Here is a 15,509-nt window from a genome sequence, read left to right as displayed (position 1 = left end):
GCCGGCACTACCTACTCCTGCAGCAAACGCCGGTGCAACCGCTCCACTGCACGCTGCAGCAGCACTCGGTTACGGGCCAGCTTCATCCACTGCGGCAGGCGCGAGAACATCGAGGCGTTGTGCACAACGCCATGCTCGCGCAGGGCCGACGTCGCGTACTCATGCAGCACCTGCAGGTGCTCGGCGTTGTAGGCCCACAGCAGGCCTGCGCGTGTGGGCTCGACCAACCGCAGCGGCAGGCCGAAATGCGGATCTGCCGGCTCTCCATCGCGCAACGGGCAAACGCTGACCTTCACCTCGCTGGTGCGCCCGCACTGCGCGCACTTGGCCGGCAGTACCTCCGGCACGGCCGTGGAGGCCGACGGCCGATGCTGGTGCACGCACACCCACTGGTGACCGCAATAGCCGCACGGGCGGCGGCCATCGATGCGTACCGCGCCCACCCAGGCACCGCTGTCCAGCGCCACACTGCAGCCGGTGCAACGGAAGCGCGCCGTCCAGTGGTGAGGCTGCCAGCTGGCAACCACCCAGCCCGGCGTGTCACAGCGATGGCAGCGCACCGCCACGCGCCCGGCGAAGGCGTGCAGCGTGCGGCCATCATCGAAATGCCGCCCCGGCACCGGCGTCGTTCGCCCGCGCCGGCCCAAGGGCCGCCGCACCGCCATCAGACGTAGATCCGCGTCGGCGCCTCGTCCACGATCGCATGCGGCACGAAGCGCGCACTGTCGCGGGTGATCGCGCTGTCGTCCTCGCGGATGCCGATGCCGCAGGCGTGGTCGCCAATCACCCAGCTGCCGATCAGCGGGTAACCGCCTTCAAAGCGGGTGAGCGGGTGCGCACGCTGGATGATCGCCGGGCCTTCGTACGGGCCGTCGCTACGCTGGGTGCTGCCATCGGCCAGGTGCATCTCGATGTTGGCACCTTCGCGCGAGAACAGCGGCTTGCGCACCCAGCCTGAGGCCAGCGCGCTGCCATCATCGAAGTGCGCTTCCAGCAGGTTCGGGTGGCCGACGTTGCGCTGCCACAGCAGCGGCAGGATGCCCTTGTTGCTCAGCACCGCCTTCCACGCCGGCTCCAGCAGCTGGATGCCCGAACCGGGCAGCGCGCGACCAAATTCCTCGGCCATCAGGTCTTCCAGCGGGTACAGCTTGAACAGCGTGCCGATCACTGTGTCGTCAAGCGCTGTGAAACGGCCATCCACGGACAGACCAATATCCTCGATGGCGATGGCCTCGCCCTGCAGACCGGCCTGGGCGGCGCAGTCACGCAGATAGTCGACCGTGCCACGGTCCTCGTCCGAACTGCCCACGGCGCTGAAGTACAGCGGCGGCGGCAGGCGCGCGGCGAGCTCGCCGAAGCGCTCGACCAGGGCCTCGTGCATGCCGTTGAACTGGTCGGCGTGCTGCGGCAGGCGGCCGGCGTTGCGCTGGTCCTCCAGCCACTGCCACTGGAAGAAGCTGGCCTCGAACAGCGAGGTCGGCGTGTCGTAGTTCAGTTCGTACAGCTTGGCCGGACCGGTGCCGTCATAGGCCAGATCCAGGCGCCCGTACAGGTGCGGCTGGCGCTGGTGCCAGCTCTCGGCGATCCAGTCGCGGTAGTGCGCGGGGATCGCCAGCTGGTCCATCAGCCGCTCGCTGGCGATGACATCGCCGACCAGGTCCAGCGCCATCTGGTGCAGCTCGGCGCTGGGGTCTTCGATGTCCACTTCAATCTGGCGCAGGGTGAAGGCGTAGTACGCGCTTTCATCCCAGTACGGCTGGCCGTCGATGGTGTGGAAGCGGAAACCGGCTTCCTCCGCGCGCGCCCGCCAGTGGGCGCGCTCGGCAATGCGAATTCGCTGCATGGGTCGATCAGCCGCCGAAGCTGCCGCCGCTGCGGCGGGCGCTGGTGCCGCCGAAGCCGCTGCGGCTGGCGGTGACGGCGCGGTTCGGCTCGCTGCTGACCGGGGCCAGGCCGGCCTTGCCAGCGCCGATGCCGCTGGCGGTGTTCATGCCACCGGTGCCGCCCGGGGCCGGGCGCGCCCAGCCAGCGTTCTTGTCCTGGTAGGCCGGGGCCGAGGCCGGCGCCTGCGGGGCCAGGCCGCCGCGGTTGCTCAGCATCTGCGACATGAAGAAGCCCATCATCATCGGGCCGATGAACGAGGTACCGGCCGAGGTGTGCTGTTGCACGCACTGCTCGGGCTTGTAGTCCTGCTCACAGGCTTCCTTGCTGGCGTACTTCGGCGCGGCGTCGGCCGCCTTCTGCTGGGCCTCGGCAAAGGCGTTGCGGCACGAGGACGGATCGCCCGTCGCCTCGGTGCAGGCCTGCACGGAGGTGTACAGGCCTTCCTGCACCTGCACCTGCTCTTCCTTCTGGCAGGCGGTGAACAGCAGGGGTGCAGCGCTCATCAGCAGCAGCGCGGTGGTGCGGGAACGCTTCATGGCGTCATGCCTCGGAATCGGATCAGTGCCCCAATGATGCCAAATCCGCATCAACAACCGGAATCGGCAAAGTGGGAAAGATGAACGGAATTTCATTTTCGTTGACCACCGGGGTCAGAGCCCATCGCGCCGCGATGGGATCCGACCCCGGGCGACGCACCGCTCTGGTAGGTGCCAACCTTGGTTGGCACACCTCTGCGGCGACCTGCCATGCCCGGCGAGCGCAGCGGCCACATGCGGGTATTTCAAGGCCGCCGGGCATGGCCCGGCGCTACCGCTGCAAGCGACGAAGGTGGTTGCAGCAGCAACCGAAAAAATTGTCCATGATCAAGCGACCCCCACGTTGTACGGCCCGCCCGTTCCGCCAGCCATGCCTGAATACCGCTCCCGCACCTCCACCGCCGGCCGCAACATGGCCGGCGCCCGCGCCCTGTGGCGCGCCACCGGCATGAAGGACGGCGACTTCCACAAGCCGATCATCGCCATCGCCAACTCCTTCACCCAGTTCGTGCCCGGCCACGTGCACCTGAAGGATCTCGGCCAGCTGGTCGCGCGCGAGATCGAGAAGGTCGGCGGCGTCGCCAAGGAATTCAACACGATCGCCGTCGACGACGGCATCGCCATGGGCCACGACGGCATGCTGTACTCGCTGCCCAGCCGCGAGATCATCGCCGACTCGGTCGAATACATGGTCAACGCGCACTGCGCCGACGCGCTGGTGTGCATTTCCAACTGCGACAAGATCACACCCGGCATGCTGATGGCCGCCCTGCGCCTCAACATCCCGGTGGTGTTCGTCTCCGGCGGCCCGATGGAAGCCGGCAAGACCAAGCTGTCCGAGCACAAGCTGGACCTGGTCGATGCGATGGTCATCGCCGCCGACGAAAGCGCCAGCGACGAAAAGGTCGCCGAGTTCGAGCGCAGCGCGTGCCCGACCTGCGGTTCCTGCTCGGGCATGTTCACCGCCAACTCGATGAACTGCCTCACCGAAGCCCTGGGCCTGTCGCTGCCCGGCAACGGCTCGACCCTGGCCACCCACGCCGACCGCGAGCAACTGTTCCTGCGCGCCGGCCGCCTGATCGTCGAACTGTGCCACCGCTGGTACGGCGGCGAAGAAGAGAGCGCGCTGCCGCGGGGCATCGCCACCCAGGCCGCGTTCGCCAACGCGATGACCCTGGACATCGCCATGGGCGGCTCGACCAACACCATCCTGCACCTGCTGGCCGCGGCGCAGGAAGCCGAAGTGGACTTCGACCTGACCCACATCGATGCGCTGTCGCGGCGGGTGCCGCAGCTGTGCAAGGTGGCGCCGAACACGCCCAAGTACCACATGGAAGACGTGCACCGCGCAGGCGGCGTGTACGGCATCCTGGGCGAACTGGCGCGTGGCGGCCTGCTGGATACCCGCGTGCCGACCGTGCACAGCCGTACCCTGGCCGACGCCATCGAGCGCTGGGACGTGGCGGTCAGCGGCGAATCCAGCGTGCACGACTTCTTCCGCGCCGGGCCGGCCGGCATTCCCACCCAGGTGGCTTTCAGCCAGGCCACGCGCTGGCCCACGCTGGACGTGGACCGCGCCGAAGGCTGCATCCGCAGCGTCGAGCACGCCTACTCGGCCGAAGGCGGCCTGGCCGTGCTGCGCGGCAACCTGGCCGTCGATGGCTGCGTGGTGAAGACCGCCGGCGTGGACGAGTCCATCCACGTGTTCGAAGGCAGCGCGCGCGTGTTCGAGAGCCAGGACGCGGCCGTGGCCGGCATCCTGGCCGACAAAGTGCAGCCCGGCGACGTCGTGGTCATCCGCTACGAAGGCCCGAAGGGCGGCCCGGGCATGCAGGAAATGCTCTACCCCACCAGCTACCTGAAATCGAAGGGGCTGGGCAAGCAGTGCGCGCTGCTGACCGACGGTCGTTTCTCCGGCGGCACCTCGGGCCTGTCGATCGGCCACGTCTCGCCGGAAGCCGCCAGCGGCGGCACCATCGGCCTGGTGGAAGACGGCGACCGCATCCGCATCGACATCCCCGCCCGCCGCATCGACCTGCTGCTGGACGACGCTACCCTGGCCCAGCGCCGCGCCGACGCCGATGCGCGCGGCTGGAAGCCGCGTGCACCGCGACCGCGCAAGGTCACCAGCGCGCTGAAGGCTTACGCCCTGCTGGCCACCAGCGCCGACAAGGGCGCGGTGCGCAACACCGCCCTGCTGGGCGATTGAATTGCCGTGGGGTCGGATCCCTTTCGCAGAAAGGGCTCCGACCCCGGCACAGCATTCAGATCACGCAAGGCTCGCCATCAAGGCGGCACGCCCCTGCTGAAATGTGGATCGAACCGCCGGACTGCAGCTCAAACACTACGCGGATGAGACCTTCGGCGCGATCTTCGCTCGCCGTCACGTCGTTGATCGATGCACTCGGTCCCCAGGGTTCGCTCCTGTCCAGCATCACGTGCTCCACCGCATCGAACTGCATACGGCGCTCGGACTGAGTTGAATCGCGCAGAACGAGTTCAAGCGTGGCGGCGATCCAGTCACTGTGGGTCGCGATGATGGTCCAGTCGTGCATGTGGCTTCCCTCCGCGTGTTCAGTCGCGTCATGGTAATTCGATCTTCGAGGTTGCCGGCCAGCGGCCGGCACTACCCGCGCGATCTGCTACGGTGTCCGGGTACTCACCGACATGGAGGTTGTGATGACGTTGCTTTCGCTTGCCCTGGCCGCCGCGTTGGGCGCCCCGCCCGAACCATCGAAGGCGCCGGACTGCAGCTACGACCGCGATGCGATGCTGGCGATGGAACCGGATGCGTTCGACCAGGATCTGGAAGGCGGGTGGCGCCCGTTGGCCGAGCGTGATTGCCAGCGCGAAGCGGCCGACCTGCTTGCCGCCTACAGCGCCCTGCCCAAGGCGGCGGGCCACACCACCATCCTCTGGCATGAAGGGCAGATGCGCGCCGAGCTTGGGCAGACGGCCCAAGCAATTGCGCTGATGCAGCGCACCTACAAGCCAAAGGATAAGGATCCCGGCTACTGGAATGCCTATGTGGACGGCACGGTCGCGTTCCTGCAGCGCGACCGTACAGCGCTGGAAAAAGCGCGCGCAGCGCTGATCGCGATTCCCACCCCGGAGCAGATCGCCGGGGCGCTGAAGGATGGGCGCTATCACTTCACCACCGCCGGCGGGCAACAGGTGGATGCGCCTTGGCCGCCCAACCTGGACGTGCTGGATGGCTTCCTGCGCTGCTTTGACCGCGACTACCACCAAGCGATGGGCAACCCGGCCTGCCGGAATCCGGAAGGCGGTTGAGGCATTCGCCGGGCATGGCCCGGCGCTACCAGAGCACTTCAGCCGATCACGCGCTTGAACGGCGGCAGCGCGTCGATGATGCGCTTGCCGTAGCGGCGGGTCAGCAGCCGCGAATCGAGGATGACCACGCGGCCGGTGTCGGTGGACGTGCGGATCAGGCGACCAGCGAACTGGGTGAGCGTGCGCAGCGCGTGCGGGATGGCGATCAGGTTGAAGGCGTTCATGCCGCGCGCTTCCACCCATTCGCTCAGCGTGGCGGTCTGCGGGTCGGTCGGCACCGCGAACGGCACCTGGGTGATGACCACCGTGGTGCAGGCTTCGCCGGGCAGGTCCAGGCCTTCGCCGAAGGAGTTCAGGCCGAACAGCACCGAGCCTTCGCCGGCGGCGACGCGGCGCAGGTGTTCGTCGATCAGCCGGGTCTTGGACATGTCGCCCTGCACCAGCACCTGCTTGCGGCGCGCGGCCGACATCAGGCCGGCCACCTTCTCCATCTTCCAGCGCGAGGTAAAGAGCACCATCGAGCCCTTGGCCCAGTCCAGCTCCTGGTCGAGATAGCGCGCCACTTCGCGCGGATGGCCTTCGCGGTCATCGGGCGTGACCGGGAACTTCGGCACGATCAGCTCGGCCTGGTTGGGCAGATCGAACGGCGAGGCCAGCGAGACCATCTCTGCGTCGGGTGGAATGCCGTTGTCGATGGCCAGCGACTGGAAATCGCCACCGCCGGTCAGCGTGGCCGAGGTCATCACCACCGAATCCACCTGATCCCACAGCAGCTTGCGCAGCACGTGCGCGGCCGATACCGGCGAGCCATGCAGCACCAGATCGCCGTCGCGGGTGGCGGTGACCCAGCGCGCGGTGGGCGGCGCGCCGTCCTTGTCCTCGCGGCGCCAGGCCTGCCACAGGTTGTACTGCTGCTCGATCATTTCCAGCGCCATGCCGAGGTTGCGCTGCAGGCGCTCGCGCGCGGCGTCGTCCGGCTTGCCCTTGGCCACTTGTGCCGTGGCAGCGTGGGCCCAGTTGTAGAGGCTGCGGGTGTCGTCGGCCAGCGCTTCGATCGGCTCGCGCCAGGCCTCGGGCAGGCGCCCGTTGGCGGCGCGCCACATCGGGTCTTCGTCAGCCGGGGCCGGCATCCACACCGCTTCGACGTGGTCGCGGAAGGCGCGCAGCTGCTTGGCGACGTTGCTGGCCACGTCGATGGCCTCGTTCGGCAGCAGGTTGCCCAGGCGGTCCTTGTCGACCGCGCGGTAGGCACCGGCAATCAGGATCTGCAGGCGGCCGGTGCGCTTGGCCATGTCATCCAGCGCCAGGCTGGCGGCGCCCTGGTCGATGGCCACGTTGCCGATGTGGTGGCCTTCGTCCAGCACCAGCAGCATGTCCGACGGCGCGGCGATCATCGGCTGGCCGTTGTCGCTGTCACCAATGGACAGCGCCGACAGCAGCAGCGCGTGGTTGGTCACCACGATCTGCGCATCGCGCACGGTGTTGCGTGAGCGCAGCACCGCGCACTGCGCCGAGTACGCGCAGCGGCGCCCGGCACAGGCCGAGGCGGGCGTGGTGATGCGGCTGCGCAGGCCGGGGCTGATGGTTTCCGGCGCGTTGTCGATGTCACCGTCCCACGTGCCGCTGGTAAAGGCATCGGACAGGCGCTTGGCGATGTCCATCTCGATGGGCGCCAGCGGCCGGTCGTACAGCGGCGCTTCGTCCTCGAACATGCCGCCCTGCGCGCCCTCGCCCTGCGCTTCAGCGGCATTGCGCGTGCACAGGTAGCGGGTGCGGCCCTTGGCCAGGGCCACGGTCGCTTCCAGGCCGGTGGCCTTGAGGAAATTGGGAATATCGCGCTCGACCAGCTGCGACTGCAGGGCTACGGTGCCGGTGCTGATGACCAGCTTCTTCTTGCTGGCCAGGGCGATCGGTACGCCGGCGGTGAGGTAGCCCAGACTCTTGCCGACGCCGGTCGGTGCCTCGACCACGCCGACACCGCCACTGGTGGACAGCGCACGCGACACCACGCCGATCATCTGGCTCTGCGAGCGACGGGTGGAGAAGCCGGGGGTGTTGGCCTGCAGCGTCGTATACGCCTTGCGGATCGCGTCCTTCAAGGCGTCATCGAGCTTGCGCGGGGCGGCGACAGTTTCGGTCACGCCGGGAACTACCGTGGCTGGATCAGGCCGGCCATTGTCGCATGGCCGGCCACCGGGACCGAGGCGCGGGCGCTGAACAGGGTCAGCGGCGTCGGGGCTTGGCGGTCATGGGTTGCATTGACGCGCCGGGCAGGGGCGAATGCGGCGTTGCCAGCCCACCGCTCTGGTAGGTGCCAACCTTGGTTGGCACCTACCAGAGCGCCGACCAAGGTCGGCCTCTACCAGAAGCAGCCGTAACCTGGCGCTACCGCGCCGGCGTTATGCGGCAGGCGGCAGCGGCGGCCGCTGGCGCAGCACGCGCACCAGCGCCCAGATCACCAGCACGATGCCGAAGGCGCTCAGCAGCGACAGCACGAACTGCACGCCACCCAGCACCGCGCTCATCGCCGAGATGGCGGTGAAATCGCCGTTGCTGACCATCCACAACGGCACCACGTTGGCAACCACGCCGCCGAGGTTGGCCACCAGCAGCAGCACCAGGCCCCCCAGCGCACCGCTGCGGGCGGCATCACGCGGCGCGCCCACCACCCAGACCAGGCCGACGCACAGCGCGATCAGCACCGGCAGGCGCACGCCGATCATGCTCAGCACGCTCAGCAGCAGCGAGGAGCTGTCCATGGCTCAATCCTGGCCGGCAAACGCGCCGGCACCGGCACGCAGCTGCTGGTAGACCTCGTCCGTCTGCGGGCGCACGCCATGCCACTGCAGGAAGCTCTCGGCAGCCTGCTCGACCAGCATGCCCAGGCCATCGACGGTATTGCGGCAGTTGGCCGCGCGCGCCCAGGCCAGGAAGGCGATGGCGGCCTCGCCGTAGTTCAGGTCCACCGCGGTGGTCATCGAATTGACCAGCGACAGCGGCAGCTTGAATTCCACGTCGCGGTCGCGGCCGGCCGAGGTGGCGTTGAGGATCAGTTCGAAATCGCCCAGGTCGCGCAGGTCTTCCCAGTAGCGGCTGAGCGCGCGGCCCGGCTCGCCCATGGCGTCGATCAGTTCGTCGGCGCGTTCCGGCGTGCGGTTGACCACCACCAGCTCGGTGATGCCGGCATCGAGCAGCGCCGGGGCGACGCTGCGTGCCGAACCACCTGCGCCGATCAGCAGCACGCGGCGGCCGCGCAGGTCCAGGCCGTGGCGGTCGGTCAGGTCACGCACCAGGCCGATGCCATCGGTGGTGTCACCGTGCCAGCGGTCGCCCTTGCGCAGCAGGGTGTTGACCGAGCCGGCGCGGCGCGCGCGCGCGGTCAGCGTGATGCACGCCGAGAACGCGGCTTGCTTGTGCGGCGAGGTGACATTGGCGCCGACACCACCTTCAGCTGCGAAGGCATCCAGCCCGGCCAGGAAGGCGTCCGGGGCCAGGTCGATCGCGCGGTAGTCGATGCTGATGCCTTCCTGGCGACCGAACGTCGCGTGGATCAGCGGCGACTTCGAGTGGGCAACGGGGTGTCCGAAGACGGCGTAACGATCGGTCATGGAATCCTCAAGCTGGCTAGACTGGTGCACTTTCGTGCAAGGACCCGGATGATGCGCATCACCCCGACCCTGCTGGTGCTTGCCGCCAGTCTACTCTCTGCCCCCGTGGCGATGGCGTTGAACGAGTACGGCATCGAGGGCATGGGCGTGGTCTCCACCCGCGCCGACGAGGGCCGGGCGACGATCAGTGCTGACGGCCAGCGCATCATCTTCGCCCGCCGTGGCGAGGCGGGCTGGGGGCTGTGGCAGGCACGGGTGGTGGACGGCCGCTGGCAACAGGCCCAGGCCCTGCCGGTGGACGTGGCCGGCGAGGCGCTGGACCCTTTTTTCAGCCGCGATGGCCACTGGCTGTTGTTCGCCGCCGGCCGCGAGGGGAACTGGGCGCTGTACCGCGCAGCGGTGGCCGCCGATGGCAGCGTGGGCCGGGCGCAGGCGCTGGCCGGCAAGGACGGCAGCCGTGCCGAGCGTGGCGCGGCCCTCAGCGCCGATGGCCGCCGGCTGCTGTTCGCCCGCGACCAGGGCCGTGGCGCGGGCTGGGATCTGTTCGTGGCGCAGTTGGATGCGCAAGGCGTGCGCGGCGCCGCCGTGGCCCTGACTGCTCTCAACACGGTTGCTGACGAGACCGACGGCGATTGGCTGGGCAATGACGGCGCAGTGGTGTTCAGCCGTGGCAACGGCGAGGCCGCGCAGGTGATGACCAGCGCCTGCGCCTGGACCGGTGCCGCGCTGCAGCCGCTGGGGCTGTCGTTCAACCAGAGCGGCGGCTGGACCGGCGCGCCGGTGGTCGACAACGCCAAACCGGGCGAGATGATGGTGGCCAGCAGTGCGGCAAGGGCACCGCGCGCCGGTGGCGTGGATGTGTACCGGCTGGCGGTGCCGAAGGTGGTGGCCGTGGCCGGGTGCGTGCGATAAATCCACGCCATGCGTGGATGGCCGTCTGGTAGATGCCAACCTTGGTTGGCGACTACCGGGGATCCGACCCCGGGCATTGCCCCACCCGACGCAAGCGTCAGCGCGCCAACACCTGGGCGCGCTGCTTCTCGTAATCGATCTCGCTCAGCTGGCCGTTGTCCTTGAGGCGGTTCAGCGCGGCCAGCTCGGCCTGCACGCTTTCCGGAAGAGCCTGCTCACGGGCCACGTGGGCGGCGGCGGAGAGCTGCTCCGGCGGGCGCCGGCTGGCACGCCACGCGGCAATGAACACGCCGACAATGACCGCGCCGAACACCAGTGTTCCGGTGCCCCAGATCAGCCATTGCACCCATCCCATTTCCGGTCCCATCGCGTGTTCCTCCGTCCGTCGTGATCGCTATTGTCAGCGCTCGCGCAGCCAACCCGCCACCTGCGGCGCGAAATAGGTCAGTACGCCATCGGCACCGGCGCGCTTGAAGCCCAGCAGCGATTCCATCACGCAGGCGCGTTCGTCCAGCCAGCCGTTGGCGAAGGCGGCCTTCATCATCGCGTACTCGCCGCTGACCTGGTAGGCGAAGGTCGGCACGCCGAACTTTTCCTTCACCCGGCGCACGAGGTCCAGGTAGGGCATGCCCGGCTTGACCATCACCATGTCCGCGCCCTCTTCCAGGTCCAGCGCGATCTCACGCAGGGCCTCGTCGCCGTTGGCCGGGTCCATCTGGTAGGTCTTCTTGTCGGCCTTGCCGAGGCTGCCGGCGCTGCCCACCGCATCACGGAACGGGCCGTAGAACGCCGAGGCGTACTTGGCCGAGTAGGCCATGATGCGCACATTGAGGTGGTGCTCGGCATCAAGCGCACGGCGGATGGCGCCGATGCGGCCGTCCATCATGTCCGAGGGCGAAATGATGTCGGCGCCGGCTTCGGCATGCGACAGCGACTGCTTGACCAGCGCTTCAACGGTGATGTCGTTGAGCACGTAGCCCTTGTCGTCGATGATCCCGTCCTGGCCGTGCGTGGTGTAAGGGTCCAGGGCCACGTCGGTCATCACGCCCAGTTCCGGGAAGCGCGTCTTCAGCGCGCGGATGGCACGCTGCGCCAGGCCGTCCTCGGCCCACGCCGCCGACGCATCCAGCGACTTCTGCGAGCTGTCGATCACCGGGAACAGGTCGATCACCGGGATCCCCAGTTCCAGCGCCTCTTCGGCCACTTTCAGCAGCTCCTCGATCGACAGCCGCTCCACGCCGGGCATCGATGGCACAGCGGTGCGGCCGGCCAGCTCGTGCACGAACACCGGGTAGATCAGGTCATCGGTGGTGAGTGTGTTCTCGCGCATCAGGCGGCGCGAGAATTCGTCATGGCGCATGCGCCGCGGGCGGTAATGGGGGTGAGGCATGGCAGGCTCCGGGGAGTGGCTATTGCAACAGGTAGCCCTGCGGCAGCAGGGGTTCGGGCAGGGGGCGTTCGCCGAGCGCGTCGAGCTGGTCGATCTCGATGGTGCGCACCATGGCGTCCAGTGGCAGGTCGTTCGGCTCCAGGCCGAAGGGCTCTTCCATCTCCTCGCCCAGCTGGTCCAGGCCGAAGAAGGCGTAGGCCAGCACCGCCGACAGCACCGGCGTGCCCCAGCCCAGCGAACTGGCCAGGCCGAACGGCAGCAGCACGCAGAACATCCACGCGCAGCGGTGCAGCAGCAGGGTGTAGGCAAACGGCAACGGCGTGCTGAGGATGCGCTCGCAGCCGGCCTGGATGGAGGACATCGCGTGCAGGCGGTCCTCCAGCTGGGTGTAGAGGATCGGCTCCAGCTCGCCGCTGCGCAGGGCCTGGGCCAGCTCGGCGGCGATCATCGACAGCAGTGCGTCGGGCACGTTCTCGCGCTCGGCCAGCTGCTCGCCCTGCGGCTTGTCCAGCCACGGCAGCGCCACCCGGGCCACGACGCGCCCGCGCAGGCGGGCGGCCAGGGCGTGGGCGAAGGCGGTGGTGAGGTAGGCGATGCGACGGCGGCGGCCGCTGTCATCGGCCAGCAGCAGGTGCACCTGGCGCGCCAGCGAACGCGATTCGTAGATCAGCTGGCCCCACAGCTTGCGGCCTTCCCACCAGCGGTCATAGCAGGCGCTGTTGCGGAAGCTGAGGAAGATCGACAGGACCAGGCCAAGCAGGGTGAACGGGGTGACCGAGACCCGCTCGATGCCGATGGGCGGGGCCAGTTCGACCACCGCGGCCACGGCGATGGACAGCACCAGGATGGCCAGCACCTTCGGCGCGATGGCCGGCACGATGGAGCCACGCAGGATGTACAGCAGTTGCCAGCCGCGGGGACGGGGACGAATGATCATGGAGGCAGCCGCGCCGGACGCGGTTTCACAGGCGCGCGGGGGGCTTGCGCAGCCGCTGATTGTACTCCGCTGCCCCATGCCGGGCCGTGGGCCTGCGACGCCCGGTCGCACCCATGGGCGCGACTCAGCGCAGGTTGTTCAGAGCATGCCGCTCAGAGCACCCCACCGCCCAAGCTCAGGCGGATGATGCCGACCACCACCACGATGCCGTTCAGGACCAGCCCGGTCTTGGCACGGCCGCGCTTGCTGGGATGGGTGAACAGGATACCCAGCGCGGCGATGACGGCCCCCACCGCCGCGAACGGGATCAGGAACCAGTTGCCCCAGCCCAGCAGCGGGATCAGGGCCAGGATCATCCACAGCAGCGCCACGATGCCCCACAACAGACTGATCACACCCATGCCCAGCTCCCCTCAGATCGGTTCCTTCGCCAACATTAGCCTGTCTTGTGGCTGCCGCCTACCGCCGTTGGCGACACACTCACCCGCCCCGTGCCAGCATGCGGCCATGCCCCGGGCGACGGTGTTGGCGCCGATTCAGAGTCCCCGGCCGATGATCCGAACTGTCCTACAGGGGTAAACGCCATGAACATCCGTTGGCTCGCTCTGACCGCCATGCTGCTGGCCGCTGCCGGTTGCGCCAGCACCTCCAAGGTGATGCTTGGCCGCGCGCGTGCGCCGATCGACCCGGCGCAGGTGCAGATCTATTCCACCCCGCCGGCCGGTTCGCTGGAGATTGCCCAGCTCGAATCGTCCTCGGCCGTGGGGTTTGGTACCCAGGGGCAGACCGACGCGGCCGTGGCGCGGCTCAAGCGCGAAGCGGCGGCGCTGGGCGCCAACGGCGTGATCCTGATGGGCGTGGGCAGCAGCGGCTCCCCGGTGGGCATGTCGGTTGGCGCCGGCAGCTACGGCTCGCACGTGGGCGGCGGCGTCGGCATCGGTATTCCGACCACGCAGAAGCGCGCGGCCGGCGTGGCGATCTGGGTGCCGAACCCGGAGGCGCCGGCGCGGTTGCCGACGCAGACGATTACCCCGCAGCGCTACCGGTATTTCGGCACGAACTGCTGCTGCACCGCTTCGGCCAGCTGGTCCGGCGGCAGCAGGCCCTGATCGAGCAGGAAGTTGTTGAACGCCATGCGGTCGAACTTCGCGCCTAGTGCCAGCTCGGTCTGCATGCGCAGTTCGAGGATGCGGGTGTAGCCGTAGAAATAGCTGCCCGCCTGGCCCGGCATGCGCACCATGTAGCGGTCCAGTTCCTGGGTGGCCATCGCCTTGGACAGGCCGACCTGCTCGATCAGCACGCGCTCGCCGTTGGCACGGTCGGTCAGGCCCAGGTTGAGCATCGGGTCGAGCATGGCGCGGGCGGCGCGCAGCAGGCGGAACTGCAGCGCGATCATCTGCCCGTCCAACGGCTCGTACGGCACCATCTCGGCTTCGGCGTACAGCGCCCAGCCTTCCACGTTCACCGAATTGAACGCGAACATCGTGCGGGCCAACGACACGCCACGCTCGACCATCGCGGTGAACTGCAGCTCGTGGCCGGGGCGGCCTTCATGCGCGCTCAGCGTCCACGCCGCCGCACCGAAGTTGAAATCGTCGTACTGCGCGCCCGGGCCCGCGGCCGGGTTGCCCAGCGGCAGCACGAAGGTGCCCTGCTGCCCGGTGTTGTTGACCAGCGGCGCCGGCAGGAAATGCGGGGCCGGGCTGGCGGCGCTCTCCGCCGCCGACCCCAGGCGCATCTGCATGGCGCGCTTGGGCACGTCGACAATGCCGTGTTCGCGGATCAGCGGATCGATCGCGTCGATCACCTTGCGGTAGTGGCCTTCCAGCTGATCGTCGGCGATCTTGTCGGCCTTCAGCGCGCGGATCACCGCCACCGCGTCGCTCGGGTCGGCGACCTTCAGGCCCTTCTCCTTCGCCACCATCGGCGCCAGCTGCTGCATCGCCGAGCGGGTTTCCATGAATTCCAGCTGCGCACGCTGCATCAGCAGCTTTGGATCGATGTCGATGCCGACCTGCTTGAGCTGGAACGCATACAGCGGTGCCGGCAGGCGTGCGTCGGTGCGCGCCTTCGGCAGCACTTCCTTGCGGGTCCAGGCGGCGTAGTCCTTCATCTGCGTGGCCAGGGCCTTCATCGCCTCGTCGGCGCCTGCCAACTGGTACTTCTTCAGCAGCGACTCGATGCCGGTGATGTAAGTCTCGACGTTGTCCAGCGACTGCTGCACTTCGATCTGGGTCGGCTGCAGCAGCGCGCTGTCGCCCCGGCGCTCTTCGTAGCGCTGGCGGGCCAGCGTGGTGAACGCGGTGCCGCCCGGCTGCAGGCCCGCGTAGGCCCTGAGGCGATCCAGCGCCTTGGCGCGGCGCTCGGTCGGCACCTGGTCGGACAGTAGCAGGTTGAGGCCGCTGAACACCGTCTGCGGTGCATCGCTCCACGGCAGCAGGTACTTCTCGTTGAGCTCGCTGCCTTCGATGTTCTGGTCGGCAGCGTGGATCATGATCGCCAGGTCCTGGCGGACATTGGGATCCTTCTCGGTGGCCAGCTTCGCCTTCAGCTCGTCGCGGGCCTTGGCCGTCGCGGCACGGAAGCGCTTGCCGTTGTCGGGGCCGAGGTCGGCCACCTTGTCGTCGTAGCCGGGCACGCCGAAGAAACCCGTCTGTTCCGGCTGGAACGGCCCCTGCGCATCGAGCAGGATCTGCGCCAGTGCATTGCTGCGGGCCACCCAGGCCGGGCTGGCGGGGGTGGCCGCCTTGGCAGCCGGCGCGGCCAGGGCCGGCGGGGCGGACAGCAGCGGGGCGGCGGTCAAGGCCAGGGCAACGGCAAGCGCGATCGGCTTCATGGGACACTCCGGGAAAGGGTTGTCCGCAACTTACGCGCTCAGGGCGATGGCGACAATCGGCTGGAGGTCACGGGCGGGCAGGCAGCAACCGCTCTGGTAGATGCCCACCTTGGTG

The 15,509-nt window shown here is 68.6% G+C and carries 16 protein-coding genes; 4 read left to right on the top strand and 12 right to left on the bottom strand.

Annotated features, from left to right (window positions below; translation table 11 throughout):
* Positions 1–11 precede the first annotated feature (11 nt).
* Genes FJU31_RS05225 through FJU31_RS05215 form a run of 3 tightly spaced genes read right to left on the bottom strand, consistent with a single transcriptional unit; the run spans position 12 to position 2,420 of the window.
* Positions 12–665, bottom strand: a complete 654-nt coding sequence (locus tag FJU31_RS05225; RefSeq protein WP_150453792.1) for a hypothetical protein — start codon at positions 663–665, stop codon at positions 12–14.
* On the bottom strand, positions 665–1,843 hold the full coding sequence (locus FJU31_RS05220) for a glutathionylspermidine synthase family protein (protein ID WP_150453791.1): 1,179 nt from the start codon (positions 1,841–1,843) through the stop codon (positions 665–667). Before FJU31_RS05220 ends, FJU31_RS05225 begins: the two co-directional genes overlap by 1 nt.
* 7 nt (positions 1,844–1,850) lie before the next feature.
* Positions 1,851–2,420, bottom strand: a complete 570-nt coding sequence (locus FJU31_RS05215; RefSeq protein ID WP_150453790.1) for a DUF1190 domain-containing protein — start codon at positions 2,418–2,420, stop codon at positions 1,851–1,853.
* Between the two features lie 370 nt (positions 2,421–2,790).
* Between FJU31_RS05215 and ilvD the strand changes: the two genes are divergently transcribed.
* Entirely contained in the window at positions 2,791–4,629 is a 1,839-nt protein-coding gene (gene ilvD / locus FJU31_RS05210) for a dihydroxy-acid dehydratase (RefSeq protein WP_150453789.1), read from the top strand.
* A 55-nt stretch (positions 4,630–4,684) separates the two neighbouring features.
* On the opposite strand, the gene FJU31_RS05205 is transcribed toward ilvD, so the two are convergent.
* Positions 4,685–4,975 carry a hypothetical protein gene (locus FJU31_RS05205; RefSeq protein ID WP_150453788.1) on the bottom strand — a complete coding sequence of 97 codons (291 nt, stop codon included), beginning with the start codon at positions 4,973–4,975 and terminating at the stop codon, positions 4,685–4,687.
* A 124-nt stretch (positions 4,976–5,099) separates the two neighbouring features.
* Here FJU31_RS05205 and FJU31_RS05200 point away from each other — a divergent pair, with 124 nt between their 5' ends.
* Positions 5,100–5,711: a hypothetical protein gene (locus tag FJU31_RS05200; RefSeq protein WP_150453787.1), complete on the top strand. Its 612-nt coding sequence runs from the start codon at positions 5,100–5,102 to the stop codon at positions 5,709–5,711.
* Positions 5,712–5,749: 38 nt separating this feature from the next.
* Here FJU31_RS05200 and dinG read toward each other — a convergent pair whose 3' ends face one another.
* The 3 genes from dinG to aroE all read right to left on the bottom strand — a co-directional run bounded on the left by dinG (position 5,750) and on the right by aroE (position 9,319).
* A complete protein-coding gene (gene dinG / locus FJU31_RS05195) occupies positions 5,750–7,852 on the bottom strand; it encodes an ATP-dependent DNA helicase DinG (protein ID WP_150453786.1) in 2,103 nt (700 codons plus the stop codon).
* A gap of 258 nt (positions 7,853–8,110) precedes the next feature.
* Entirely contained in the window at positions 8,111–8,470 is a 360-nt protein-coding gene (locus FJU31_RS05190; RefSeq protein ID WP_150453785.1) for a hypothetical protein, read from the bottom strand.
* 3 nt (positions 8,471–8,473) lie between these two features.
* Positions 8,474–9,319 (bottom strand): shikimate dehydrogenase, encoded by an 846-nt coding sequence (aroE, locus tag FJU31_RS05185; RefSeq protein WP_150453784.1) that lies wholly within the window; start codon positions 9,317–9,319, stop codon positions 8,474–8,476.
* 48 nt (positions 9,320–9,367) lie between these two features.
* On the opposite strand from aroE, the gene FJU31_RS05180 reads away from it, so the two are divergent.
* Positions 9,368–10,231: a TolB family protein gene (locus FJU31_RS05180; RefSeq protein WP_150453783.1), complete on the top strand. Its 864-nt coding sequence runs from the start codon at positions 9,368–9,370 to the stop codon at positions 10,229–10,231.
* Positions 10,232–10,328: 97 nt separating this feature from the next.
* Here the strand turns inward: FJU31_RS05180 and FJU31_RS05175 are convergent, their stop codons facing one another.
* The 4 genes from FJU31_RS05175 to FJU31_RS05160 form a co-directional block, all read right to left on the bottom strand.
* Complete coding sequence (locus FJU31_RS05175) at positions 10,329–10,598, bottom strand: gas vesicle protein GvpG (protein WP_150453782.1); 270 nt, start codon at positions 10,596–10,598, stop codon at positions 10,329–10,331.
* Positions 10,599–10,631: 33 nt separating this feature from the next.
* Entirely contained in the window at positions 10,632–11,621 is a 990-nt protein-coding gene (gene hemB / locus FJU31_RS05170; protein WP_150453781.1) for a porphobilinogen synthase, read from the bottom strand.
* A gap of 19 nt (positions 11,622–11,640) precedes the next feature.
* On the bottom strand, positions 11,641–12,558 hold the full coding sequence (locus tag FJU31_RS05165; protein WP_150453780.1) for a bestrophin family protein: 918 nt from the start codon (positions 12,556–12,558) through the stop codon (positions 11,641–11,643).
* A 152-nt stretch (positions 12,559–12,710) separates the two neighbouring features.
* Positions 12,711–12,959 (bottom strand): hypothetical protein, encoded by a 249-nt coding sequence (locus tag FJU31_RS05160; protein WP_150453779.1) that lies wholly within the window; start codon positions 12,957–12,959, stop codon positions 12,711–12,713.
* 183 nt (positions 12,960–13,142) lie between these two features.
* Here FJU31_RS05160 and FJU31_RS05155 point away from each other — a divergent pair, with 183 nt between their 5' ends.
* Positions 13,143–13,667 (top strand): hypothetical protein, encoded by a 525-nt coding sequence (locus tag FJU31_RS05155; RefSeq protein WP_246161217.1) that lies wholly within the window; start codon positions 13,143–13,145, stop codon positions 13,665–13,667.
* Here FJU31_RS05155 and FJU31_RS05150 read toward each other — a convergent pair.
* On the bottom strand, positions 13,598–15,394 hold the full coding sequence (locus tag FJU31_RS05150) for a DUF885 domain-containing protein (protein ID WP_150453778.1): 1,797 nt from the start codon (positions 15,392–15,394) through the stop codon (positions 13,598–13,600). The two genes, FJU31_RS05155 and FJU31_RS05150, sit on opposite strands and share 70 nt — an antisense overlap.
* Positions 15,395–15,509: the final 115 nt, after the last annotated feature.

This window comes from Stenotrophomonas cyclobalanopsidis (genome assembly GCF_008710035.1).
In the GTDB taxonomy this organism is placed as follows: domain Bacteria; phylum Pseudomonadota; class Gammaproteobacteria; order Xanthomonadales; family Xanthomonadaceae; genus Stenotrophomonas; species Stenotrophomonas cyclobalanopsidis.
The sequence above is the reverse complement of the archived record's forward strand: the minus strand, read 5'-3'. Positions and strand labels throughout refer to the sequence as shown.

What these genes read in the sequence shown, in the direction of transcription:
- FJU31_RS05225 (WP_150453792.1), bottom strand. Translation starts at nt 665, where the DNA reads ATGGCGGTGCGGCGGCCCTTGGGCCGGCGCGGGCGAACGACGCCGGTG.
- FJU31_RS05220 (WP_150453791.1), bottom strand. Translation starts at nt 1,843, where the DNA reads ATGCAGCGAATTCGCATTGCCGAGCGCGCCCACTGGCGGGCGCGCGCG.
- FJU31_RS05215 (WP_150453790.1), bottom strand. Translation starts at nt 2,420, where the DNA reads ATGAAGCGTTCCCGCACCACCGCGCTGCTGCTGATGAGCGCTGCACCC.
- ilvD (WP_150453789.1), top strand. Translation starts at nt 2,791, where the DNA reads ATGCCTGAATACCGCTCCCGCACCTCCACCGCCGGCCGCAACATGGCC.
- FJU31_RS05205 (WP_150453788.1), bottom strand. Translation starts at nt 4,975, where the DNA reads ATGCACGACTGGACCATCATCGCGACCCACAGTGACTGGATCGCCGCC.
- FJU31_RS05200 (WP_150453787.1), top strand. Translation starts at nt 5,100, where the DNA reads ATGACGTTGCTTTCGCTTGCCCTGGCCGCCGCGTTGGGCGCCCCGCCC.
- FJU31_RS05190 (WP_150453785.1), bottom strand. Translation starts at nt 8,470, where the DNA reads ATGGACAGCTCCTCGCTGCTGCTGAGCGTGCTGAGCATGATCGGCGTG.
- aroE (WP_150453784.1), bottom strand. Translation starts at nt 9,319, where the DNA reads ATGACCGATCGTTACGCCGTCTTCGGACACCCCGTTGCCCACTCGAAG.
- FJU31_RS05180 (WP_150453783.1), top strand. Translation starts at nt 9,368, where the DNA reads ATGATGCGCATCACCCCGACCCTGCTGGTGCTTGCCGCCAGTCTACTC.
- FJU31_RS05175 (WP_150453782.1), bottom strand. Translation starts at nt 10,598, where the DNA reads ATGGGACCGGAAATGGGATGGGTGCAATGGCTGATCTGGGGCACCGGA.
- hemB (WP_150453781.1), bottom strand. Translation starts at nt 11,621, where the DNA reads ATGCCTCACCCCCATTACCGCCCGCGGCGCATGCGCCATGACGAATTC.
- FJU31_RS05165 (WP_150453780.1), bottom strand. Translation starts at nt 12,558, where the DNA reads ATGATCATTCGTCCCCGTCCCCGCGGCTGGCAACTGCTGTACATCCTG.
- FJU31_RS05160 (WP_150453779.1), bottom strand. Translation starts at nt 12,959, where the DNA reads ATGGGTGTGATCAGTCTGTTGTGGGGCATCGTGGCGCTGCTGTGGATG.
- FJU31_RS05155 (WP_246161217.1), top strand. Translation starts at nt 13,143, where the DNA reads ATGAACATCCGTTGGCTCGCTCTGACCGCCATGCTGCTGGCCGCTGCC.
- FJU31_RS05150 (WP_150453778.1), bottom strand. Translation starts at nt 15,394, where the DNA reads ATGAAGCCGATCGCGCTTGCCGTTGCCCTGGCCTTGACCGCCGCCCCG.